Origin of the sequence: Streptomyces sp. NPDC020742 (assembly GCF_040641675.1) — a bacterium.
Classification (GTDB): Bacteria; Actinomycetota; Actinomycetes; order Streptomycetales; family Streptomycetaceae; genus Streptomyces.
Window position 1 is genome coordinate 48,563 of sequence record NZ_JBFAEA010000004.1, and the last position, 22,615, is coordinate 71,177.

Annotated in this window: 19 protein-coding genes; 12 read left to right on the forward strand and 7 right to left on the reverse strand. The window is 70.4% G+C overall.

Annotation, left to right across the window (positions count from 1 at the left end; all coding sequences use genetic code 11):
• Positions 1–77: 77 nt before the first annotated feature.
• Entirely contained in the window at positions 78–2,822 is a 2,745-nt protein-coding gene (gene ppc, locus AB0G84_RS09645; protein ID WP_361318557.1) for a phosphoenolpyruvate carboxylase, read from the reverse strand.
• 316 nt (positions 2,823–3,138) lie between these two features.
• Here ppc and AB0G84_RS09650 point away from each other — a divergent pair, with 316 nt between their 5' ends.
• The 6 genes from AB0G84_RS09650 to AB0G84_RS09675 all read left to right on the forward strand — a co-directional run bounded on the left by AB0G84_RS09650 (position 3,139) and on the right by AB0G84_RS09675 (position 8,854).
• The gene (locus tag AB0G84_RS09650) at positions 3,139–4,155 is read left to right on the forward strand and encodes a fatty acid desaturase (protein WP_361317942.1); all 1,017 of its coding nucleotides are present in this window, start codon (positions 3,139–3,141) and stop codon (positions 4,153–4,155) included.
• Between the two features lie 18 nt (positions 4,156–4,173).
• Positions 4,174–4,860 (forward strand): TetR/AcrR family transcriptional regulator, encoded by a 687-nt coding sequence (locus AB0G84_RS09655; protein WP_361317944.1) that lies wholly within the window; start codon positions 4,174–4,176, stop codon positions 4,858–4,860.
• Between the two features lie 417 nt (positions 4,861–5,277).
• Positions 5,278–5,568 (forward strand): type VII secretion target, encoded by a 291-nt coding sequence (locus AB0G84_RS09660; protein ID WP_361317948.1) that lies wholly within the window; start codon positions 5,278–5,280, stop codon positions 5,566–5,568.
• A 57-nt stretch (positions 5,569–5,625) separates the two neighbouring features.
• On the forward strand, positions 5,626–6,855 hold the full coding sequence (locus tag AB0G84_RS09665) for a putative T7SS-secreted protein (protein WP_361317950.1): 1,230 nt from the start codon (positions 5,626–5,628) through the stop codon (positions 6,853–6,855).
• A gap of 19 nt (positions 6,856–6,874) precedes the next feature.
• Positions 6,875–8,014, forward strand: a complete 1,140-nt coding sequence (locus AB0G84_RS09670) for a hypothetical protein (protein WP_361317952.1) — start codon at positions 6,875–6,877, stop codon at positions 8,012–8,014.
• A 213-nt stretch (positions 8,015–8,227) separates the two neighbouring features.
• Positions 8,228–8,854, forward strand: coding sequence for a hypothetical protein (locus tag AB0G84_RS09675; protein ID WP_361317954.1), 627 nt, complete (start codon positions 8,228–8,230; stop codon positions 8,852–8,854).
• A gap of 344 nt (positions 8,855–9,198) precedes the next feature.
• Here the strand turns inward: AB0G84_RS09675 and AB0G84_RS09680 are convergent, their stop codons facing one another.
• Complete coding sequence (locus AB0G84_RS09680; RefSeq protein WP_361317956.1) at positions 9,199–10,023, reverse strand: trans-aconitate 2-methyltransferase; 825 nt, start codon at positions 10,021–10,023, stop codon at positions 9,199–9,201.
• A gap of 179 nt (positions 10,024–10,202) precedes the next feature.
• Between AB0G84_RS09680 and AB0G84_RS09685 the strand changes: the two genes are divergently transcribed.
• The 3 genes from AB0G84_RS09685 (at position 10,203) to AB0G84_RS09695 (ending at position 13,949) form a co-directional block, all read left to right on the forward strand.
• Positions 10,203–10,700, forward strand: coding sequence for a MarR family transcriptional regulator (locus AB0G84_RS09685; RefSeq protein ID WP_361317958.1), 498 nt, complete (start codon positions 10,203–10,205; stop codon positions 10,698–10,700).
• A gap of 386 nt (positions 10,701–11,086) precedes the next feature.
• Positions 11,087–11,881 carry an SDR family oxidoreductase gene (locus AB0G84_RS09690; protein WP_361317960.1) on the forward strand — a complete coding sequence of 265 codons (795 nt, stop codon included), beginning with the start codon at positions 11,087–11,089 and terminating at the stop codon, positions 11,879–11,881.
• A gap of 64 nt (positions 11,882–11,945) precedes the next feature.
• Positions 11,946–13,949: a beta-galactosidase gene (locus AB0G84_RS09695; protein ID WP_361317962.1), complete on the forward strand. Its 2,004-nt coding sequence runs from the start codon at positions 11,946–11,948 to the stop codon at positions 13,947–13,949.
• 30 nt (positions 13,950–13,979) lie between these two features.
• Here AB0G84_RS09695 and AB0G84_RS09700 read toward each other — a convergent pair whose 3' ends face one another.
• From AB0G84_RS09700 to galT, 4 genes are all read right to left on the reverse strand, one after another.
• Entirely contained in the window at positions 13,980–14,753 is a 774-nt protein-coding gene (locus AB0G84_RS09700; protein ID WP_361317964.1) for a response regulator transcription factor, read from the reverse strand.
• 281 nt (positions 14,754–15,034) lie between these two features.
• Complete coding sequence (gene galK, locus AB0G84_RS09705) at positions 15,035–16,237, reverse strand: galactokinase (RefSeq protein WP_361317966.1); 1,203 nt, start codon at positions 16,235–16,237, stop codon at positions 15,035–15,037.
• A gap of 23 nt (positions 16,238–16,260) precedes the next feature.
• Complete coding sequence (gene galE, locus AB0G84_RS09710) at positions 16,261–17,241, reverse strand: UDP-glucose 4-epimerase GalE (RefSeq protein WP_361317968.1); 981 nt, start codon at positions 17,239–17,241, stop codon at positions 16,261–16,263.
• Entirely contained in the window at positions 17,238–18,338 is a 1,101-nt protein-coding gene (galT, locus tag AB0G84_RS09715; RefSeq protein ID WP_361317970.1) for a galactose-1-phosphate uridylyltransferase, read from the reverse strand. The genes galE and galT overlap by 4 nt, the downstream gene beginning before the upstream one ends.
• A gap of 281 nt (positions 18,339–18,619) precedes the next feature.
• Between galT and AB0G84_RS09720 the strand changes: the two genes are divergently transcribed.
• Together AB0G84_RS09720 and AB0G84_RS09725 are read left to right on the forward strand one after the other, a co-directional pair.
• The gene (locus tag AB0G84_RS09720) at positions 18,620–20,290 is read left to right on the forward strand and encodes a sodium:solute symporter family protein (RefSeq protein WP_361317972.1); all 1,671 of its coding nucleotides are present in this window, start codon (positions 18,620–18,622) and stop codon (positions 20,288–20,290) included.
• A gap of 30 nt (positions 20,291–20,320) precedes the next feature.
• Positions 20,321–20,632 (forward strand): hypothetical protein, encoded by a 312-nt coding sequence (locus tag AB0G84_RS09725; protein WP_361317974.1) that lies wholly within the window; start codon positions 20,321–20,323, stop codon positions 20,630–20,632.
• A gap of 22 nt (positions 20,633–20,654) precedes the next feature.
• On the opposite strand, the gene AB0G84_RS09730 is transcribed toward AB0G84_RS09725, so the two are convergent.
• Positions 20,655–21,368 (reverse strand): LuxR C-terminal-related transcriptional regulator, encoded by a 714-nt coding sequence (locus AB0G84_RS09730; RefSeq protein WP_361317976.1) that lies wholly within the window; start codon positions 21,366–21,368, stop codon positions 20,655–20,657.
• Positions 21,369–22,095: 727 nt separating this feature from the next.
• Here AB0G84_RS09730 and AB0G84_RS09735 point away from each other — a divergent pair.
• Complete coding sequence (locus AB0G84_RS09735; RefSeq protein ID WP_361317978.1) at positions 22,096–22,533, forward strand: SMI1/KNR4 family protein; 438 nt, start codon at positions 22,096–22,098, stop codon at positions 22,531–22,533.
• Positions 22,534–22,615: the final 82 nt, after the last annotated feature.

Here is a 22,615-nt window from a genome sequence, read left to right on the forward strand (position 1 = left end):
GGGTCAGGACGTACGACGGCGGCCCGTCCCCCTCTCCATGGGGGCGGGCCGCCGTGGTGTGTGCGAGCCGGTCGGGGTCAGCCGGTGTTGCGCAGGCCCGCGGCGACGCCGTTGACGGTGAGCAGCAGGGCGCGGGCGAGGACCGGGTCGGGTTCGGCGCCGCTTTCGGCTGCGGTGCGCTGGCGGTGCAGCAGGGAGACCTGGAGGTAGGAGATCGGGTCGAGGTAGGCGTCGCGGATGTGGAAGGTCTGCTGGAGGACGGGGCTCGCGTCGAGCAGCTCCTTCTCCCCGGTGACGCGCAGGACCTCGGCGACGGTGAGTTCGTGCTCGGTCTTGATGACGTCGAAGATGTGCTTGAGCTCGTCGGGGACGAGGGTGTCGACGTAGTGCTGGGCGATCCGCAGGTCGGTCTTGGCGAGGGTCATCTCGACGTTGGACAGGAAGTTGCGGAAGAAGTGCCAGTGCTCGTGCATCTCGTCGAGGACGGTGTCGAGTCCGGCCTCGCGGGCGGCCTTGAGGCCGGTGCCGACGCCGAACCAGCCGGGGACGATCTGCCGGGACTGGGTCCAGCCGAAGACCCACGGGATGGCGCGCAGTCCGTCGAGGCCGGCGCCGGAGTCGGGGCGGCGGGACGGGCGGGAGCCGAGGTGGAGTTCGGCGAGCTGGTCGACGGGGGTGGAGGCGAAGAAGTACGCGGGCAGGTCGGGGTCCTCGACGAGCCGGCGGTAGGCGCCGTGGGCGGCGTCGGAGACGGTCTCCATGGCCGCGTCCCAGCGGGCGAGGGCCTCGTCGGACTGGCGGGGGGCGGTGTGCAGGGCGGACGCCTGGAGGGTGGCGGCGACGGTCAGTTCGAGGTTCTCGCGGGCCAGTGACGGCACGAGGTACTTGTCGGAGATGACCTCGCCCTGTTCGGTGACCTTGATCTCACCTTCGAGGGTGCCGTAGGGCTGGGCGAGGATCGCGTCGTGCGAGGGGCCGCCGCCGCGGCCGACGGTGCCGCCGCGGCCGTGGAAGAGGCGCAGCCGGACGCCGTGCCGGTGGGCGACGTCGCGCAGCAGGCGCTGGGCGCGGTGGATCTCCCACTGGCTGGTGGTGATGCCGCCGAACTTGGAGGAGTCGGAGTAGCCGAGCATCACTTCCTGGACGTCGCCGCGGAGGGCGACCAGGCGCCGGTAGGAGGGGTCGGAGAGCATTTCGTCGAGGAGCTGGTCGGCGATCTTGAGCTCGTCGGTGGTCTCCAGCAGGGGGACGATGCCGATCTTGGCCCAGCCGGCGTGCAGGTCGATCAGGCCGGCCTCGCGGGCGAGGACGGTGGCGGCGAAGACGTCGTCGGAGCCCTGGCACATGGAGATGATGTAGGACTCGATGACTTCGGGGCCGAAGGTCTGCTTGGCCTTGCCGATGGTGCGGAAGACGCCCAGGGTCTTGGCGCCGGCCTCGTCGAGGGGGGCGGGGGTGGGCGCCAGCGGGCGGCGGGAGCGCAGTTCCTTGGCGAGGAGCTTGCGGCGGTAGTCGCGCGGCATGTCCACGTAGCGCCAGGTCTCCTCGCCGAGGCGGTCGAAGAGCTGGCCGAGGGCGTGGTGGTGGGCGTCGGCGTGCTCGCGGATGTCCATGGTGGCCAGCTGGAGGCCGAAGGCGGCGATGGTGCGCAGGGTGCGCTCCAGGCGGCCGTCGGCGACCAGGCCGCCGCGGTGTTCGCGCAGCGAGGTCTGGATGAGGGTGAGGTCGTCGAGGAGTTCGGCGGTGCCGAGGTAGTCGCGGCCGGGGACGTGCGGGGTGTCGCCGGCGAGCCGGTCGCGGGTGTTGAGGAGCTTCTGCCGGACGCAGGTGGCCTTGAGGCGGTAGGGCTCCTCGGCGTTGAGCCGCTTGTAGCGGGGGCTGATCTCGGGGAGCAGATCGAGGTCGTGCTGGAGCGAGGCGAGCAGCTCGTCGGTGGCGCCGCAGTTGCGGATGGAGTTGGACAGCGCGCCGCGCAGCTCGTCGACGTGCTCCAGGGCGTCGGTGATGCCGTGCTCGTGCTGGAGGATCAGCACGTCCCAGGTGACCTGCGGGGTGACGTTGGGGTTGCCGTCGCGGTCGCCGCCGATCCAGGTGCCGAAGGTGAGCGGGCGGGTGCCGGCGGGCAGTGCGGTGCCGGCCCGCTCCAGCTCGGCGGCGAGGTCTTCCAGGACGTCGCCGACCGCGCCGCGGCCCAGCTCGTCGAGGTAGTAGATGGCGTTGCGGGCCTCGTCGGTGGGCTCGGGGCGGGCCACCCGCAGCTCGTCGGTCTGCCAGATGAGGTCGATGTTCTCGGCCAGCCGCAGGTCGGCGCGGCGGCGCTCGCCGGGGTCGGTGAGGTCGAGCAGCTCGGCGACCTTGCGGAGCTTGGTGAGCACCGAGCGGCGGGCGGCCTCGGTGGGGTGGGCGGTGAAGACCGGCCGTACGCCGAGGTTGGCGGCGGTGGCGCGCAGGTGCTCGGGGTCGGCGTCCTTGAGCATGTCGGCGGTGCGGGCGAGGATGCTGCCCTCGGCGGCGCGCCGGGCGCCCAGCTCGCGGCCTCGGTGCACCTGCTCGGTGACGTTGGCCAGGTGGAAGTACGTGGAGTAGGCCCGCACGAGCTTGGCCGCGGTGGCCAGGTCGGTCTCGCCCAGGAGGCGGGCCGCGGCCTCGCCGTCGGAGCGGGTCAGGGCGCGTACCCGCTCGACGAGGTCGAGCAGGTCCTGGCCTTCCTGCCGGACGAGGGTCTCTCCGAGGAGGTCGCCGAGGCGGCGGATGTCGGCGCGCAGGGCGATGTTGTCGCCGGCCTCCGGGCCGTCGGTGGCTGCGGTCTCGGCGGCGGTGATGTCGGCACTGCTCACAGGTGCGGCTCCTTGCAGCGATCAGGGGCGTGGCACCGCACGCATGGGTGGGCGGTGGCGGGGCGACGCATGAACTGGATCTGATGCGGGCGGGTTGCGGACCGCGCTGTCCGACGTCCCCAGGATAGGTCTGCCCCGTTCCGGCAGATCACACCGTCCGAGGAGTGGGCATCTGCCGGGGCGGCGCAGGTGTGGGGCCTGTCACGCCCTTGCCCGTAGCGGGGGCACTGCCATACTTACGACACCGTAGGTTACGGTTCCGTAGCCGTAGCCGTGCCCCCGACCCCCGACGAGGGACACCATGACCGCTGGTTCTGAAGCCGTTGAAGATCCGCCGCTTTCCGCCGGTGCGCCCGCCGGGGCCGCCGACGCTCCGTTTCCGTCCGCGACGCTCGGTGGTGAGCAGCGCCGGTCGGTGGAACAGATCACACTCCTGCTCTTCATCACCGTCCCCTTCGTAGCGCTGGTGGCCGCGGTGCCGCTGGCCTGGGGCTGGGGGGTGAGCTGGCTGGATCTGGCGCTGATGACGGCGATGTACTTCATCGGCTGCCACGGCATCACGATCGGCTTCCACCGCTACTTCACCCATGGCGCGTTCAAGGCGAAGCGTCCGCTCCGCATCGCCTTGGCGATCATGGGCTCGCTGGCCGTGGAGGGCCCGGTGGTCCGCTGGGTGGCCGACCACCGCAAACACCACAAGTTCTCCGACGCCGAGGGCGACCCGCACTCCCCGTGGCGCTTCGGCGAGACCGTCCCGGCCCTGATGAAGGGCCTGTGGTGGGCGCACATCGGCTGGATGTTCGACGAGGAGCAGACGCCGCAGCACAAGTACGCCCCCGACCTGATCAAGGACGACGCGGTCCGCACCGTCTCTCGCCAGTTCGTGCTGTGGACGACGGTGTCGCTGCTGGTCCCGCCGCTGGTGGGCGGCCTGGCCACCTGGTCCTGGCAGGGCGCGCTGACCGCGTTCTTCTGGGGCTCGTTGGTCCGGGTGGCGCTGCTGCACCACGTCACCTGGTCGATCAACTCCATCTGCCATGCGGTCGGCAAGCGCCCCTTCAAGTCCCGTGACCGCTCCGGGAACGTGTGGTGGCTGGCGGTGCTGTCCTGCGGCGAGTCCTGGCACAACCTGCACCATGCGGACCCCACCTGCGCCCGGCACGGCGTGCTGAAGGGGCAGCTCGATTCCAGTGCACGGCTGATCCGCTGGTTCGAGAAGGCGGGCTGGGCGTATGACGTCCGCTGGCCGAACGCATCCCGCCTCGATGCCCGCCGCCAGGACCCGGCCAGCGTGGGGGTACCCCCCAGCGGTAGCTGAGGAAGGCATGATTGACGGGTGGCGATCGAGAACAGCAGCACGAACATCAGCAAGGGCAAGCCGTCTCCGGCCGCGGCGACGCGCCGGGCCCGCAGGGTCCGGATGACCGGCGCCGAGCGTCGGGAGCAGCTGCTGGACATCGGTCGCACGCTCTTCGCCGAACGCGGCTATGAGGGCACCTCGGTGGAGGAGATCGCCGCGAAGGCCGGCGTCTCCAAGCCGGTGGTCTACGAGCACTTCGGCGGCAAGGAGGGCCTGTACGCGGTGGTCGTGGACCGCGAGATGCGTCAGCTGCTGGACATGGTGACCGGCGCGCTGACCGCCGGCCACCCGCGCGAGCTCCTGGAGCAGGCCGCGTTCGCGCTCCTCGACTACATCGAGACGTACACCGACGGCTTCCGCATCCTCGTCCGCGACTCCCCCGTGGCCCAGTCGACGGGCACCTTCGCCTCCCTGATCAGCGATATCGCCACCCAGGTCGAGGACATCCTCGGCCTGGAGTTCAAGGCCCGCGGCTTCGACCCGAAGCTCGCCCCGCTCTACGCCCAGGCCCTGGTGGGCATGGTCGCCCTCACGGGCCAGTGGTGGGTGGACACCCGCAAGCCGAAGAAGGCGGAGGTCGCCGCCCACCTGGTCAACCTGGCCTGGCACGGCCTGGGAAACCTGGAGGCGAGACCTCGGTTGATAGGGCACCGGAAGAACTGACCGGCCGCGCGGCGCTTTCCCTCCTCAACCGCACGGGTGCCTTCGTCATGCCGTACGGGGCCCTTTCTCCACACAACGACAAAGCCCCGGACGGGCCTTGCCGCCCCGGCCCGAACTTTGCCCGTCCACTTCGCCACCCTCCCCGTACCGGACATTTCCGAGAAAATAACCAGACTCGCGAAGTATCCCGCACTTCCCTTCGTTTACCTCATGACACCCGACCCGACCAGGGCTTTTCAGCCACGGCGCATTTCCCCACCCACCGGAGCCGCGCTACGGTGAACTGATGCGCCGACCGCAACGGGGCGCTCCGACCGGCGTACCCGATTCCGCACGGAAGCCTCCCGCGGATTCCCCGCGGCGGGCCACGGAATACACGGCGCCGACACACGCACAGGCACGAGGGGGACATTCGGCATGGGTTCAGATTTCACCATCGATGTCGAGCGGGTGCAGGGCATGCTCAATAAGCTCGCCAACGCCGACGACCGTATGCGCGACGCCCAGCAACGCCTCAACAAGGTCGGCCCGAAGGCTCTGGGAACCGATGGCCTGGACGACGCCTGCGATGAATTCCAGGGCCAGTGGGGAGACGGCATCAAGCGGATCGCGGACGCCGCGAAGGACATTCACGAGAAGCTCAAGACCACGCTGGACGCCTATAAGGCGGGCGAGGAAGAGAACGCCAAGATGATGGGCAAGAAGTAGCCCACGTCCGACTTGTGAAGCCATCAATCTAGGGGGATTGCCATGTCCTGGCGCAGCATGTTCATCGACGACGACTCGGGATGGCCCGGCGTCGGTTTCAACCCGGCAAAGGGGGACCTGCACGCCATCCAGGCCCTCGCCTCGGACGTGAAGTCCGTCGGCGACGAACTGGACGAGCTGGACCACCTGCTGAAGACGGTCGGCAAGAGCGACGGCGCCTGGGAGGGCGAGGCCGCCCAGAAGTTCGCGAAGAAGCTCGGCGAACTGCCCAAGTACCTCCGGCAGGGCAGCGAGTCCATGCACGACTGCGCGAAGGCGCTCCGCGGCTGGCACACCCATCTGCAGGGATTCCAGGACAAGGCCGAGAAGATCGAGGCCGAGGCGGCGACGGCTCGCAAGCAGGCGGACTCCGACCGCGACCACTACAACGCCGTGTACCGCAAGTGCGAGCCGTACTTCGGCCAGGTGATGGAGCCGGAGAAGGCCAAACAGCTGGAGAAGGACCTGGACTCCGCCCGGGACAAGGCCGACCACTCCCAGGACAAGCTCGACGACCTCGTCCGCGAGGCGGAGCGGATCTACGCCCAGTGGAAGGACCGCGCCGGCGAGGCTGAACGCGCCATCCTCAAGGCCTCGGAGAACCACCCCCCGGACATCCACTGGTGGAACCGCGCGGTCGACGGCCTGAAGAGCGCGTGGCGGGGATTCAAGGACTGGCTGGTCGAGCACGCGGACACGCTCTCGACCATCTCCGCCGGGCTGGCGGCGGCGGCACTGGCCGTCAACGTGATTCCCGTCGTGGGCCAGGCGGCGTCCGCCCTCCTCGGTGGGGCCTCCGCTGTCTGCGCAGCCGGCGCCATGGCAGGGCACTGGATGGGCATGGCGCGCGGCAACGGCACGTCGGGGTGGAAGATCGTGCTGGACGGCCTCGGCGTCCTCCCGGGCGTCGGCGGCGTGTTCAAGGCCGCAGGTGCCGGCTTCAAGGGAGTCAGCTCCGCATCGAAGCTGGCCAAAGTCGGTGGAGCCGTCAAAGGCCTCGGGAACGTGAAGAAGATCGCGCAGGAAACACCCAATGCCATCCGCGAGGGGCTCGCTAAACCACTCAGCATGAAGTGGATGAACAAGGGCCTGGGCACGATGGGCAAGGGACTTTCGGACGGCGCCATTCACGGCATTCAGTTCGCCACGAAAACGGGTTCGTTCATTCATGGCGTCGCTCAGCATCATGGCGGCGAGGCCCGGGCTGCGACTTCGGGAGCGACATTCCACCGGACACTCGCTGCCTGAGTAAGAGGAGAGTCGAGAAATGTCCCTGACGGAACCAGCCGCCGGCGCCGAGGCGACATCCGCACCAACGCCAGTCCGACGCTCCTCACAGCTGCGCATCGGGTGGATCATGCCGGAGTTCGTCCGGGAACTGCCGGTAAACAGCACGGATACCGACGAGGTCGTCGAGAGCCTGCATGCGCTCGCCACCGACCTCCTGCCCGATCACTCCGCAGACGATCAATTTCGCTTCGCGCTCGGAGTGGGAGCGCAGTTGGAGGCGATGGAGGAGGCCAACGTCATCTACGCAGGCTTGTGCTTCCTGGAGGTCGAAGGGCGCCCCACGGTATCGACGATCATGGCCAGCCAGGTCGAGCACGACGGCGAGGATGAGGCGTCTGCACTGCGCACCGTCCAGGAAGTACTGGAGAGGAAACACCCGGAAGACGACCTCCAGTCAGTGGAACTTCCATGCGGCCCAGCTCTCGCTCGGGTAGGTGGCTCCAGCTTCGCTCTGGCCTCAGAAGTCTCCCCCACCGGACAGGAAGAGCTGGTCGCGCAGTCCGAGATTCAGGTCTTCGTGCCGCTGCCGAACACCGCGGAAATGCTGATCTTCGAACTGGCATCCCCGTCCCCGGAGGGCTGGGAGCTGCACTCGGAGCTCTTTGCCGAGATCCTCAAGACGATCGACTGGTGCACGGACCAGGAGATCGAGGACTATCGCGCCATGAGTCAGAGCACCCCGACAGCAGTCGAACCAGCAGAGGGGGTGAAGCAGGAGCTGTACTGGCACTCCAGCAGGCTGATGGACTCCGTTGCTCTGCGCGGCCGCATGGGCGGCGGAGACGTCGCCTCGCTCACCTGTGCCGCGTGCTGGGCCAAGGGCCTGCGGTCCGCCTGTTCAGCCCAGCACAGCTGGTACATCGGTGAGGTCAGCGTCGGCGACCTCGCCCGTGCACTGCCGCGGGTGGTCGAATGGTTCACGTCGCAAGGGTGGTCGGCAGATGGTGCGAGCACCGGAGAGCGGGTCAGTCTTCTGGCCGGGGACGAGGCCGCCCAGCGGTCGGCGGGGCACTCATTCACCGTCTCCGTGAATGCCGAAGCCGGCACGTTCACCGCAGAAGTGATCGCGCCATGCACCCGCACCTCCTCCGCTGCCAATGACTCCCTCTTCGGCTGAGAGGGAGGAACCAAGGCGTCACGGACCGATCGGGGTAGCAGTCCCTGTGCTATCAGGTTCACCTGGGCGGAATGCGCCCCGAAGAGTCGGCTCCCCTACGATGAGAGGCGATTCGGCTTCCATATGGGCACGTTGCCCGATCCCGAAACGCGAACCCCCAGAATGCCTGCAGCCCGCCCCTGAGAAAGAGCATCACCGAAGGGTCCTGGAACCGTGCCAACTGAACTGAATCGGATACTGGCTTCGGCGCTTCCCGCTGACGAAACACTCCTGGGCAGCTTCGAGGTCCGCCGCGCCATGGCCAGCAACCGGGAGGACGACGCCGACGCGCCGCCCGAGCGGCAGCCGAAGGTACTGGCCGGATGCAGGCGTCCGGGGGACCGACGGCGCGGATTGCTGTCGTTCCTCTTTGAATCGGCGACGCTCACGGACCCGAAACCGGGACCGGTCAGGGCCACCAACGACCCCGCGGACCGGGCGAAGCGGCAGAAGAGGAACGGCCGGTTCTTCGGAACCTGGGACAGCCTGGCCGGCCTGTGGCTGGCAGCGGGCCAGCCACAGGCGGAGACCGGCGTCATCACGTATGTGGCGTTGAGCGCAACCCATCTGCGCTTCGTGTACGTGCAGAACGTCCGCCGGTCACAGGAGATCCCCGCCGTAGAGCCGGGCGCCTGCTTCCGCCGTGCTGACCTCCTCTGGACCCGCCGCCGGGAAAGCAGCGGGAAAGAGTTCCAGTTCGGGTTCATGGACAACTCGTGGGGAACCTTCGTGGTGCCATCGGACAAGGAATTCCTGGCACTTTTCCCGGGGACGTTGACGCACAAGGACCTCATTCCGTAAGGAGTTTCACTGAGCGCACTGCACCTTGCGCCATGCGTCCGCTGTGGCTGCTTCGGGGAAGCCGACGCTCAAGGGCCGTCTTCCGCGACGCGCAGCTTCGCCTCATTTCGGCATCCGCTCCCTGCTGTTCGAATCTACTCGCTCATGGGTGACGACAATGCCTTCCCTGGCGGCCTCGCCCCCGCCGATCCCATCCCGTAGCCGCCCCGCCCCGCTCCGCACGACGAGCGGACCCGGTGCGGGGTGGACCGCCCCGCTCCGGCCTCGGACCGGCAGCCTTCCCGGACCTCCCCAGGCCGGCGGCGGGCTGGACGCGGTCGAGGCCGGCGAGCGCGGCCGGTCGGTCAGCCGGCCGCGGGCTTGCGGGCGACGGCGAAGATGCGGCGGAACGGGAAGACCGTGCCGTGGTGGCCGGTGGGGTAGGCCTTGCGGAGGGCGTCGCGGTATTCGGCGAGGAAGGCCTCGCGGGCGGCCGGGTCGTCCTCCAGCGCGGTCAGGACGGGGCGCAGCGCGGTGCCCTTGACCCAGTCGAGGACCGGGTCGTCGCCCTGTAGCAGCTGGACGTAGGTGGTCTCCCAGACGTCGGAGGTGCAGCCGAGGTCGGTGAGGCGTTCGAGGTAGTCGGCGGGTTCGAGGATGTGGATGAAGCGCCGACCGTGGGTGTTCAGGCGGTCCCGCCACTGCGGGGAGTCGCAGAGCTCGCCGAGCAGGGCGTGGCTGGGCGAGGTGAAGTTGCCGGGGATCTGGAAGGCGAAGGTGCCGCCGGGGGTGAGGGCGTCGATCCAGCGGGCGAAGGAGTCCGGGTGGTTGGGGACCCACTGCAGTGCCGCGTTGGAGACGATCAGGTCGTAGGGCTCGTCGGGGGCCCAGTCGGCGGCGTCGGCGGGGGCGAAGTCGAGGTGGCCGCCGGCGGCGGTGGGGCCGGCGTAGCTCTCGGCCTCCTTGAGCATCTCCGGGGAGTTGTCGTAGCCGGTGATGTGGGCGTCGGGCCAGCGCAGGGTGAGTTCGGCGGTGACATTGCCCGGGCCGCAGCCGAGGTCGGCGATGCGGGCGGGGCGGCCCTGCCGAGGGAGCTCGGGTATCCGTGCGAGCAGATCGTGGAAGGGGCGGGTGCGGTGCCCGGAGTGACGAAGGTACTGCTGCGGATCCCAGGTCGGTGCGTCGTGCATGGTCGTAAACCCTTTCGCTGTGCGGGGCTGGCACAAAGGCTGGCACGGTGTGGTTGCACGGTCTGGTTCGGGCCGACGCGGCCGGAAACCGAGCCTCCGCCGACGATGCCCCATAGTCCAGCGAAATATATCTCGACGTCAAGAGACTTCATGTCGACAAACCCTCTACACTGATCGTCATGGAGGACGAGGTCGACCGACTGGTCGCTGCATGGCGCCGTGAGCGCCCGGACCTCGACGTGGAACCGCTTGAGGTCCTCAGCCGCGTCTCCAGGCTGGCCAGACACCTCGACCGGGCCCGCCGTATGGCGTTCGCCGAGGTGGGGCTGGAGCCCTGGGAGTTCGACGTGCTGACGGCGCTGCGCCGGGCCGGGGCGCCGTACCAGCTCTCTCCCGGAGCCCTGCTGACCCAGACCCTGGTCACGTCCGGGACGATGACCAACCGTATCGACCGGCTGGCCAAGAAGGACCTGGTCGAGCGGCTGCCCGACCCCAGTGACCGGCGAGGAGTGCTGGTCAGGCTGACCGCCGAGGGCCGCGACCGGGCCGACCAGTCGCTGGCCGGGCTGCTCGTCCAGGAGCGCGCCATTCTGGCCGAACTCTCCCCCCAGCAGCGCCGGGAACTAGCCGCGCTGCTGCGGCAGCTGACCGGCCCGTTCGACAACACCCCGGGGTAACGACCGCCGGATCGCGGGCATTTGGCCCGTTACGGGTGCCCGGGGCAGGTGCGGAGCAGGCGCGCCGACGCCCTGCGAGGGACGGTGATCGGTACCGTCCGAGCCGGGCGTTCGCTCTTTTCCGGGGCAGGTGAGGGGCGTGCACCACCGGGCACGCGGCGCGGGCGCCGCCGGCCCAGCTCGTAGGGCCGGGTGCACTCACCGCCGATGCCGCACACAACGGCGCGCAACACGGTGACTCATGCGTGAATTGACGGCGCGTGTGACTGGTTCGTGCGCCCCTGTCTTTCATGCACGCCCCCCTGTGTGGCGCTCCGGGCCGACGTGCACCCCTCGGGGGCCGATGTGCCCTTGTCGCCACCCGCGCCGTGCACTTGGATCGCGCCATGAGCCAGCAGCACGCACCCCACCCGGCGCATGCCCCGTACGGCCGGCGGTTCGAGGGCCGTACGGTCCTGGTGACCGGGGCCGCCGGCGGGATCGGGGCGGCCACCGCCGACCGGCTGGCGGCCGAGGGGGCCCGCGTCCTGCTGCTGGACATCGACGACGCGCGCGGTGAGCACCTCGCCCGGCGCATCCGGGCGGGCGGCGGCCGGGCCTCGTACGAGCACTGTGATGTGGCGGGCGAGGACGACTGGCGGCGGGCGGTCCAGGCCGCGCACCGTCGCTACGGTCCGGTGGACGGGCTGGTCAGCAACGCCTATCTGCCGTATGAGGCGGCGGCCGACAAGACCCCGGTGGCGGACTGGGAGCGGCAGCTCGCGGTCAATCTGACCGGTTCCTTCCTCGGCGTCCGGGCCACCCTGGACGATCTGCGGGAGCGGCGCGGCGCGGTGGTCCTCACCTCGTCCGTGCATGCGCTGGTGGGGCTGCCGGGCCGGCCCGCCTACGCCGCGGCCAAGGCCGGGCTGACCGGTCTGGGGCGCCAACTCGCCGTGGAGTACGGGCCGGAGGTACGGGTCAACAGCGTGCTGCCGGGCCCGGTGCTGACCGCCGCCTGGGACGGCATCGACGAGGAGCGGCGGCGGGCCAGCGCCGCGGAGACCGCCCTGGGGCGGCTGGGGCGGCCGGAGGAGATCGCCGCCGTGATCGTCTTCCTGCTGTCCCCCGAGGCGTCCTTCGTCACCGGGGCGAGCCTCGTCGTGGACGGCGGCTGGAGCGTGTACAAGAACTCTTCCTGAGCCGAGCCGGTCCGTGGCGGGGCGCGGTGGTGCCCCACCCGGTCCGCGATCCGTAGGGGGATCCATGGGCATCCGTTTCGGCGGCGACTACAACCCCGAGCAGTGGCCCGAGGAGGTGTGGGCCGAGGACCTGGAGCTGATGAAGGCGGCCCGCGTCACCATGGTCACCGCCGGGATCTTCTCCTGGGCGAAGGTCGAACCCCGGCCCGGACAGTGGGACTTCGGCTGGTTCGACCGTGTGATGGACGGGCTGGCGGGCGCGGGGATCGCGGTCTGCCTGGCGACGATGACCGCCTCGCCGCCGCCCTGGCTGACCCGCGCGCACCCCGAGATCCTGCCCGAGGGCCCCGACGGGCAGCGCCGCTGGCCGGGCGGCCGGCAGCACTACTGCCCCTCCAGCCCCGTCTACCGCGCACACGCCGTACGCCTCGTCGAGCGGCTCGCCGCCCGCTACGCCGGCCATCCGGCGCTCGCCCTGTGGCACATCGGCAACGAGTACGGCTGCCACACCCGGCAGTGCTTCTGCGACGTCTCCGCGGAGGACTTCCGGCGCTGGCTGCGCGCGCGTTACGGCTCGGTCGAGGCGCTGAACGCCGCCTGGTCGACGGCCTTCTGGTCGCAGGGCTACGGCGACTTCGCCGAGGTGCTGCCGCCGCGCACCGCCCCCACCTTCCCCAACCCCGCCCAGCAGCTGGACTACCTGCGCTTCGGCGACGAGGCGCTGCGGGCCTGCTACCTCGCCGAGAAGGCCGTCCTGGACCGGCTGACCCCCGGGGTGCCGGTCACCACCAATCTGATGCCGCAGCACAAGCCGGTCGACGCCTTCGCCTGGTCGGCGCACATGGACGTGATGGCGCTGGACTTCTACCAGGACCCCCATGTGCCCGACGACCACCTCCGGGCCGGCTACGCCTTCGACCTGATGCGGGCGGCGCGCTCCGGACAGCCCTGGCTGCTGCTCGAACAGGCGCCGGGCGCGGTCAACTGGCGCCCCCGCAACGGCCCCAAGCCGCCCGGCGCGATGCGGCTGTGGAGCTGGCAGGCGGTCGCCCAGGGCGCGGACGCGGTGCTGTTCTTCCAGTGGCGGCAGTCGTTGGGCGGTGCGGAGAAGTTCCACTCGGCGATGCTGCCGCACGGCGGGACCGACACCCGCGTCTTCCGTGAAGTCGCGGCTCTGGGGCGGGAGTTGGCGTCGGTTCCGGGTATCGAGGGGACCCGGTCGCGGGCCGGGGTGGCGCTGCTGTCGGACTGGCCCAGCTGGTGGGCGCTGGAGCTGGACTCCAAACCGTCGACCGCGCTGGACCACTCCCGGATCGCACTGGACCACTACCGGCCGCTGTTCGAGGCGGGGGTGGCGTGCGACGTGGTGCCGCCGCAGCGCGACCTGTCCGGCTACCGGCTGGTGCTCGTACCCAACCTCTACCTGCTGACCGCGCGCGACGCCGCGCGGCTGGCGGCGTACGTACGGGCCGGCGGGCGGCTGGTGGTGTCGTTCTTCTCCGGGATCGTCGACGAGCACGACCGGGTGCACCCCGGGGGCTGCCCGGCACCGCTGCGGGAGCTGCTGGGGCTGTGGGTGGAGGAGTTCTGGCCGCTGGCCGCCGGGCGGTCGGTGGCGGTCGGCGACGGGGTCTATACGGGGCGGGCCGACCTGTGGTCGGAGGCCCTGGTCCTGGAGGGGGCCGAGGCGCTCGCCCGCTTCACCGACGGCGACCTGGCCGGGCGGCCCGCCCTCACCCGGCACCGCTACGGGCGCGGCGAGGTCTGGTACCTCGCCACCCGGCCCGAGCCGGCGCTGCTGCGGGCGTTGTTGGACGACGTACGGGAGGCGGCCGGGGTGGCACCCGTCCTGCCGGGGCTGCCGGCCGGTGTCCAGGCCACGGTCCGCGAGGGCGCCGGCGGGCGGTACCTCTTCCTGCTCAACCACGGGGCGACGGCGGTGGAGGTGGCGCTGCCGGGGCCGATGCGGGACGTGCTGGCGCGGGGCGCCGAGGGCGGGGACCGGGCGCCGGCCGGGCGGCGGATCACGCTGGCGGCCCGTGGGGTGGCCGTGCTGACCGAGGCGTGAGGCGGCAGCCGACGGCGTACCGGGGTTCGCTCAGGGCACCGGTACCGACGCCGCGGCGGCGGCCTCCAGTTCGACCGGGCCGACCCCGGCCCGCCGGGCCAGCGCCACCGCCGCGAGCGTCGAGTGCACCCCGAGCTTGCCCAGGACGTTCTGCATATGGGTACGGACGGTGTGCGGGGAGAGGAACAGCCGCTCGGCGACCGCCTTGCGGCCCAGGCCCGCCACCATGCAGCGCAGCACCTCGCGCTCGCGCGGGGTCAGCGACTCCACCAGCCGCTCGCTCTCCGAGCGGTGCTTGCGGGCGGCCGTCAACTCCCGCAGCACACCGGTCAGCAGCGCCGGCGGCAGGTGCGTCTCGTCCCGCAGCACACCGCGGATCACCGCGAGCAGCCGGGAGAGCGAGCAGTCCTTGGCGACCCAGCCCGAGGCGCCGGCCTGCAGTGCGGCGGCGGCGCGGCGCGGGTCGTCGCGGTCGGCGAGGACGACCGTGCGCAGGGAGGGATGGCTGGTGCGCAGGCCGGCGACCAGCGCAATGCCGTCCCTGGGGACGGCCCTCGGGACGGCCTCCCGGGCCGGTCCCGCCGACTGCGCGGGCACCGCGAGGAGCGGCGCGGCGAGGTCGGCGTCGACGAGCAGCACATCGAACCGGCGGCCGTCGGTGGCCGCCCGGTCCAGCGTACGCAGGGCTGCGGGCGCGCTGCCGGCGGCGGCGACGTCCACGTCCTGTTCCGCGGCGAGCGCGGCTGCCAGGGATTCGGCGAAGATGCGGTGGTCGTCGACCACCAGAACCCGGATGCGTTGCACAGAGACCCCCTGTCTCGGTGAACGGACCATAGCGGGCAGGGCGCCCGGATTGAAGATCGCGTCAGCCGCGCGACCGCCGCCGCGCCGACATCACTACCCCCACCCGGAACGCCGTACCCGAACGGTCTCGCCCCCTGATCGGCACCGGCCCCCACCGGTGCAGGGTCTCAGCGTACGGACGGGCCGCGACAAGGGAAGGTGATTGGCGAAACTCCTCCCCCACCAGGGCCATTTGGCGGATGTGCGGTGGACGCACGCCCGCCGTTCCCCCGGACGCGCCCCTACTCGACCCGGTGTGCCCCTGCGCTCGGTACGGCCTCGAAGATCCGCGGGGTGGTGTGTCCGGCGGCGGCGAACGCCTCGGTGACCGCCGCGCCGACGGCTGCCGCGTCCGCCTCCTCGACCAGCACGATCGCCGAGCCGCCGAAGCCGCCGCCGGTCATCCGGGCGCCCAGGGCGCCGGCCGCGCAGGCGGTGTCGACGGCCAGGTCGAGCTCCCGGCAGGAGATCGCGAAGTCGTCACGGAGCGAGGCGTGGCCGGCGGTCAGCAGCGGTCCGATGGCGCGGGGGCGGCCGGCGTCCAGGCAGGCGACGACCTCCTCGACGCGGTGGTTCTCGGTCACGATGTGCCGGACGAGGGCCTGGACGACGGGCTCGTCGGACAGGTGCGCGAGGGCCTCGGGCAGGTGCGTACGGTCCACGTCGCGCAGTGCCTGCACCCCAAGCGCCCGCGCGCCACGCTCACAACCGGCGCGCCGCTCGGCGTATGCGCCGTCCCCCAGCTCGTGCTTGACCCGGGTGTCCACCACCAGCAGTCGCAGCCCCGCCCCCGCCATGTCGAACGGGACCTGGCGATGGGTGAGATCGCGGGTGTCGAGGAACAGGGCGTGGCCCTCGGTGCAGCAGGCCGCCGCGGTCTGGTCCATGATCCCGCAGGGCACCCCGACGAAGGCGTTCTCGGCCCGCTGGGCGAGGCTCGCCAGCCGCTGCGGCTCCAGGTCGAGCCCGTAGAGGTCGTTGAGCGCGAGCGCGGTGGCGACCTCCAGCGCGGCGGAGGAGGACAGCCCGGCGCCGGTGGGCACCGTGCTGTCGAAGTGCAGGTCCGCACCGCCCACCGGCAGCCCCGCCGCCCGCATCGCCCAGACCACGCCCGCCGGGTAGGCGGCCCAGCCGCCGGCCGGACCGGGCACCGGGTGCAGCGCGTCCGGGCGCAGCTCCACGACCCCGCCGTCGACGTCACCGGAGTGCAGCCGCAGCACGCCGTCGGTGCGGGGCGCGGCGGCGGCGAGCGTGGTGTGCGGGAGGGCCAGGGGCATCACGAAGCCGTCGTTGTAGTCGGTGTGTTCACCGATCAGGTTGACCCGGCCGGGCGCCGCCCAGACGCCCGCGGGGGCGGCGCCGTGCACCGCGGTGAACCGCTCCGCGGTGTACCGGGCACCGTGCGGGCGCCCGGTGGTCGGGGCGGCGGCTGGGTGACCTGCCATCGGGACTCCTTTGTCCGGTGTGTTCAGCTCTGCTGGTCCAGGCGCTGGGTGAACTCCCAGGCGTCGGCGACGATCCCGGCCAGGTCAGCGCGGCGGGGCCGCCAGCCGAGGCGGTCCATGGCGGTCTGGGCGGAGGCCACCAGGACCGCGGGGTCGCCGCCGCGACGCGGGGCGACGACCTCCGGGATCGGGTGGCCGGTGACCGCGCGGACGGTCTCGATGACCTCGCGCACGGAGAAGCCGTTGCCGTTGCCGAGGTTGCAGATCAGGTGCTCGCCGGGGGTGGCCGCACCGAGCGCGAGCAGGTGGGCGTCGGCGAGGTCGGCAACGTGGATGTAGTCGCGGATGCAGGTGCCGTCGGGGGTGGGGTAGTCGTCGCCGAAGACGGAGATCGCCTCGCGCGTGCCCCGGGCGACCTGGAGGACGAGCGGGATCAGGTGCGACTCGGGGTCGTGCCGCTCGCCGCAGCTGCCGTAGGCGCCGGCGACGTTGAAGTAGCGCAGCGAGACGGCGGCCAGGCCGTGGGCGGTCGCCTCCCCGGTGATCATGTGGTCGACGGCGAGCTTGCTGGCGCCGTAGGGGGAGGTGGGGGCGGTCGGGTCGGCCTCGGTGATCGGGGTGCTCACCGGCTCGCCGTAGGTCGCGGCGGTGGAGGAGAAGACCAGCTTGCGCACGCCCGCGGCGCGCATCGCGGCCAGCAGCTCCATGGTGCCGCCGACGTTGTTGTCCCAGTACTTCTCGGGCTTCACGACGGACTCGCCGACCTGCGAGAACGCGGCGAAGTGCAGCACCGCGTCGTACGAGGGGTCCAGCCACTTCGCGGCGTCGCGGATATCGCCCTCGATGAATTCGGCGCCCGCCGGGACCCCCGCGCGAAAGCCGGTGGAGAGGTTGTCGAGGACAGTCACCGTGTGTCCGGCCTCCAGCAGGTGCTGGGCCACCACGCTGCCGACGTAACCGGCCCCACCCGTCACCAGGTACTTGCCCGACTCAGCCTTGCTCATCGCTCGCTCGCTACCTCTCGCAGTCGCTCGGCCGCGGCCTCCGGCGGCACGTCATTGATGAACACGTTCATGCCGGATTCGGAACCCGCGAGAAACTTCAGCTTGCCGGAAGTCCTTCGAATGGTGAAAAGCTCAAGGTGCAGGGCGAAATCGGCGCGCTGCCCGGCGTGCACCGGGGCCTGGTGCCAGGCGGCGATGTAGGGCGTGGGCGGCACGCTCCCCCCGGCGCTCCCGCTCCTGCTCCCGGTCCCGCCCCCGCTCCCGTCGTACTCCTCGTCGAAGATCCGGTCGAAGCGGCGCAAGACTTCCAGGTAGACCTGTGGAAACTCTGTGCGCGCGGCGTCATCGAGCGCGACCAGGTCGGGGACCCGGCGCCGGGGGTAGAGGTGCACCTCGTACGGCCAGTGGGCGGCGTACGGGACGAAGGCCACCCAGTGCTCGCCTTCCAGGACGATGCGGCGGCCGTCGGCGAGTTCGTCGGCGAGGACGTCGTCGAAGAGGTTGCCGCCGGTGGCCGCCCGGTGGGCGTCGAGCGAGGCCAGCATCCGCGCGGTGCGGGGGGTGGTGAAGGGGTAGGCGTAGATCTGGCCGTGCGGATGACCGAGGGTGACGCCGATCTCCTGGCCCCGGTTCTCGAAGCAGAAGACCTGCTCGACGCCGGGGAGCCGGGAGAGCGCGGCGGTGCGGTCGGTCCAGGCCGCGAGGACCAGGGCGGCCTGCTCCTCGGTGAGGTCGGCGAAGGAGGCGTGGTGGTCGGAGGTGAAGCAGACGACCTCGCAGCGGCCGTGGTCGCCGGCGAGGGAGGGGAAGCGGTTCTCGAAGACGGCGACGTCGTAGTCGGCGGCGGGGATCTCGGAGTGCCGGCCCTCGCGGGAGGGGCACAGCGGGCACTCGTCGGCGGGCGGGTGGTAGGTGCGGCCCTGGCGGTGCGAGGCGATGGCGACGCGGTCGCCGAGCAGGCGGTCGTGGCGGATCTCGGCGGCGGTGGCGACGGGGTCGAGGGGACGCCGGTCGACGGCGTCGCGGACGGCGCCCTCCCGCGCGTCGTAGTAGATCAGCTCCCGGCCGTCCGCGAGCCGGGTCGTCGTCTTCTTCACCGGGAGCTCCTCACCACACCACGACCGACCGACCGAACACAAACAAACACAATGAAGCACAACTAAACAGTTGCGTCAATGTCGCTCCGCGGCGCGGGTTCGCCACGGGTTCGCAAGGGGCGTCACGGCAGTTCAGGGCTGCGTCGGTCACGATCCAACAACTGAACCGAACAAAAGTGTTCAGTTTCTGACCGCCCGAGCGTAGCTTTCTGTGCGTTCATCGCACGCACCGCTGCGTCCTCTGGGGAGCGACCCCCAGACCCCCGGAAGTGAGCTTCGACATGATCACCTTGGCCGAAGGGCTACGGCTCCCCACCAACGGGCTCGACTACACCATCCTGGCCCTCTACTTCATCGTCGTCCTCGGCATCGGCTTCGCGGCCCGGCGCAGCGTGAGGACGAGCCTGGACTTCTTCCTCTCCGGCCGGTCGCTGCCCGCCTGGGTCACCGGCCTGGCCTTCGTCGCCGCCAACCTCGGCGCCACCGAGATCCTCGGCATGGCCGCCAACGGCGCGCAGTACGGGGCCTACACCGTGCACTGGTACTGGATCGGCGCGATCCCGGCGATGGTCTTCCTCGGCCTGGTGATGATGCCGTTCTACTACGGCTCCAAGGTCCGCTCGGTGCCCGAGTTCCTGCTGCACCGCTTCGGGCCTTCGTCGCACCTGCTCTCGTCGGTCATCTTCGCCGTCTCGTCCGTCCTGATCGCCGGCGTGAACCTCTACGCGATGGCGATCGTGCTGCAGGCGCTGCTGGGCTGGCCGCAGTGGGTGGCCATCGTGGTCGCCGGCTTCTTCGTCCTGGCGTACATCACCATCGGCGGCTTGTCCTCGGCGATCTACAACGAGGTGCTGCAGTTCTTCGTCATCCTGGCCGCGCTGATACCCCTGACGGTCGTCGGCCTCAAGCGGGTCGGCGGCTGGGACGGTCTGACCCACTCCCTGACCTCCTCGCACGGCGGCGACTTCCTGACCGCCTGGAAGGGCACCGGCATCGGCGAGGCCAACCCGCTCGGCGCGAACTGGCTGACCATCGTCCTGGGGCTGGGCTTCGTGATGAGCTTCGGCTACTGGACCACCAACTTCGCCGAGGTGCAGCGCGCCCTGTCCGCGAAGAACCTCTCCGCCGCCAAGCGCACCCCGCTGATCGCCGCCTTCCCCAAGATCTTCATCCCGATGGTGGTGGTCGTCCCCGGCCTGATCGCGCTGGTCATGGAGCCGACCCTGGGCAAGTCCGCGGACGGACTGCAGTACAACGACGCGATCCCGGTCCTGATGCGGGACCTGCTGCCCAACGGCGTGCTGGGCATCGCCGTGACCGGTCTGCTGGCCGCCTTCATGGCCGGTATGGCCGCGAACGTGTCGTCCTTCAACACGGTCTTCACCAACGACATCTGGGCCGCGTACCTGAAGAAGGGCCGCGACGACGCGCACTACCTCAAGACGGGCCGCGTCGTCACCGCGGTCGGCGTGCTGATCGGCATGGGCACCGCCTTCATCGCCTCGTCCTTCAGCAACATCATGAACTACCTCCAGACGCTGTTCTCCTTCTTCAACGTCCCCCTGTTCGTCGTCTTCATCATCGGCATGTTCTGGAAGCGGACCAGCGCCGCGGCCGGCTTCTGGGGGCTGCTCTCCGGCACCGTGGCCGCGATGGTCAACTACTTCTGGTTCTACAAGCAGGGCATCATCGCCATCCCCTCCGACCAGGGCGCCAACTTCGTCTCCTCGATCGTCGCCTTCGTCGTCGGCGCACTGGTGATGGTCGTGGTCACCATGGTCACCAAGCCCAAGCCCGCCGAGTCGCTGGCCGGCCTGGTCTACGGCACCACCTCGCCCGGCATGGCCGAGCTGCCCGCCGAGGGCGACGACGCCTGGTACCGCAAGCCGGCCCTGCTGGGCTGGGGCGCGCTCGTCCTGGCCGCCGTCTGCTACGTGCCCTTCTCCCTCTGAACCCTTCCGAACCAGCGGAGTTGACCCACCATGAGTGACCACCAGCACGAGGTCGAGGAGCTGGAGCGCGAGTCGGCCACCGCCGCGCGACTCTTCGACGTACGGCGCATCATCGGCGGCCTGTTCGTCGTCTACGGCGTGATCGTCACCATCGCCGGCCTGACCGCCAGCGACGCGGACCTGCGCAAGGCCCAGGACATCAACATCAACCTGTGGACCGGACTGGGCATGCTGGCCCTCGGACTGTTCTTCCTGATCTGGCTGAAACTGCGGCCGACCGTCCCGCCGACCGCCGCCGAACTCCAGGCGGCCACGGCCGAGGACAGCCCCGCGAAGGGCTGAGCCGCGGCTCCCGCCCCGCGGCCTACTGCGGCGGGACCGGCTCCCCCGGTTCCGCCGCCAGTCGCGCGGCCCGGCCGCCCGCCCGGTCCAGCAGGCCGGTACGCGCCGCCAGCGCGGCGGCCTCCAGCCGCGAGCCGACCTCCAGCTTCATCAACACCCGCTGGACATGCGTCCGCGCGGTGCTCGGCGCGATCTCCATCCCCGCCGCGATCAGCCGGGTGTCCTCACCGTCCGCGACCCGCATCAGCACCTCCACCTCGCGCGGGGTGAGCAGCTCCAGCAGCCGCGCGCCCTCGTCGTCCGGCTGCGCCGCGGGGTGCAGCAGCTCCTCGAACGCCTGCTGCAGCAGCTGCGGCGAGACCGCCGACTCCCCCGCCCGCGCCTTCATCATGGCGCGCTCCACACCCTCGATCCGCTCGTCGTTACGGACGTAGCCGGAGGCCCCGGCCGCGAAGGCGGCGGCGATCCCGCGCGGGCTGGGCACCGGCCCCAGCACCACCACCGCGACCTGCGGCCGCTCCTTCTTGATCCGTACGACCGGGTCGAAGGTCCCCGGCCGGGCCGGCGCCGCCGTACCCAGCAGACACACCTCCGGCGCCCGGCTGACCACCAGGTCCGCGGCCCCGGCGCTGGGCGCGGCGGCGGCCAGCACCCGGTGCCCGCGCAGCTTCAACGCCGAGGCGAGCGCCTCCGCGAGCAGACGGTGATCGTCGAGCACCATGAGCCGCACGCCCATCGAGCAACCCCCTCCACTCCGGCGGGCCCCGGCGCGGCCCCGACCGGGCCGCTCGTCCCCGGGAAGCTACACGCTCGGCTGCCCGAGCGCGCCCCCTACCGGGGAGAAGCCCCCCGGAATGCTGGAATCCCGGCCATTCGGGGCCGATTGGCGCCGTGGGGGCGGGGTCCGGGGCTCGCTGAGGGGGTGCGGGGCCTGGGGCGAAGGCGGGGGTGAAGGCCGGGGTGAAGGCGGGGTTCCGGGTGGTTTCCCTGGCATCGGCAAGAGACTCACGAACCGGGCCTGGCTGGCGGACGGGGGCGGACGGCACCTCGCCCCAGGGGTGCATCGGCGCAATCCGGCGGCTCCGTATCAGAGTTGAGGACGGTGCGCCCTGACGCGATGCCACGGGCGAGCAGTCTCGACCGCTACACCGAGCGCGTCCACCGCCATGGTCGCTCTTGGAACTCCGCTTCACTCCAATTTGATTGAAGTCAAAAGGAACCAGCGGACGGTTTTCTGCTGGAGCGCCATTGTCTGCCTTGTCAGCGACGTATGCGAAAGTAGGTTCGACAGTTGAGCTGAAATCGGGGAGGGGTCGGCCCGTCATGTCATTGGCCGATGAAGTAGCGGCAGTTCATGCCGGACAGCCGAATCCTGCAGCGTTGGTGGGGGAGTTCCGTCGCACCCACGTTCTGCTCCCGACGGTCGATGACACCTTCATTACCAACACAGCTAAGGAGGCGCCATGTGGCGCGAAATGATTGCTGGATTCGGTGGACACGTCGACTTTCACAACCCTGTGGATGACCAAATCTTGGATCAGATCGAACAGCAGCTTGGCCAACCGCTCCCGCACCCCCTGAAGCAACTCCTGCTGGAGACCGATGGCCTGGATGATGAATTCGGAACAGAAGTCGTCTGGAGCGCGCAGCGAATCCTCGAAGATAACAAACAGTTTCGCGCCGAGGAATCTTTCAGGGATCTCTATATGCCCTTCGATGACCTAATCTTCTTCGGGGACAATGGAGGAGGAGACCAGTTCGCCTTCGTGCGCAATCCGAAACGAAATGACGTATTCGTGTGGGATCACGAGACGGACGCCCGGAACTGGGTGTCGACTTCTCTGGAAGATTATCTTCAGCGGTCCGTTCAGGCCGAAGGCGAAGATTGGTATCGCACGTAACGAGGCGACTCATATCGGCATCCTGGTGCAGCAGCCGCGACGCGGTGACCGGCGGTGGGTGGCGAGGCCTCCCTGACGCATC

Coding starts and splice junctions, on each gene's coding strand:
- AB0G84_RS09650 (WP_361317942.1), top strand. CDS start 3,139: ATGACCGCTGGTTCTGAAGCCGTTGAAGATCCGCCGCTTTCCGCCGGT.
- AB0G84_RS09660 (WP_361317948.1), top strand. CDS start 5,278: ATGGGTTCAGATTTCACCATCGATGTCGAGCGGGTGCAGGGCATGCTC.
- AB0G84_RS09665 (WP_361317950.1), top strand. CDS start 5,626: ATGTTCATCGACGACGACTCGGGATGGCCCGGCGTCGGTTTCAACCCG.
- AB0G84_RS09670 (WP_361317952.1), top strand. CDS start 6,875: ATGTCCCTGACGGAACCAGCCGCCGGCGCCGAGGCGACATCCGCACCA.
- AB0G84_RS09680 (WP_361317956.1), bottom strand. CDS start 10,023: ATGCACGACGCACCGACCTGGGATCCGCAGCAGTACCTTCGTCACTCC.
- AB0G84_RS09685 (WP_361317958.1), top strand. CDS start 10,203: ATGGAGGACGAGGTCGACCGACTGGTCGCTGCATGGCGCCGTGAGCGC.
- AB0G84_RS09690 (WP_361317960.1), top strand. CDS start 11,087: ATGAGCCAGCAGCACGCACCCCACCCGGCGCATGCCCCGTACGGCCGG.
- AB0G84_RS09695 (WP_361317962.1), top strand. CDS start 11,946: ATGGGCATCCGTTTCGGCGGCGACTACAACCCCGAGCAGTGGCCCGAG.
- galK (WP_361317966.1), bottom strand. CDS start 16,237: ATGGCAGGTCACCCAGCCGCCGCCCCGACCACCGGGCGCCCGCACGGT.
- galE (WP_361317968.1), bottom strand. CDS start 17,241: ATGAGCAAGGCTGAGTCGGGCAAGTACCTGGTGACGGGTGGGGCCGGT.
- AB0G84_RS09720 (WP_361317972.1), top strand. CDS start 18,620: ATGATCACCTTGGCCGAAGGGCTACGGCTCCCCACCAACGGGCTCGAC.
- AB0G84_RS09725 (WP_361317974.1), top strand. CDS start 20,321: ATGAGTGACCACCAGCACGAGGTCGAGGAGCTGGAGCGCGAGTCGGCC.
- AB0G84_RS09730 (WP_361317976.1), bottom strand. CDS start 21,368: ATGGGCGTGCGGCTCATGGTGCTCGACGATCACCGTCTGCTCGCGGAG.
- AB0G84_RS09735 (WP_361317978.1), top strand. CDS start 22,096: ATGTGGCGCGAAATGATTGCTGGATTCGGTGGACACGTCGACTTTCAC.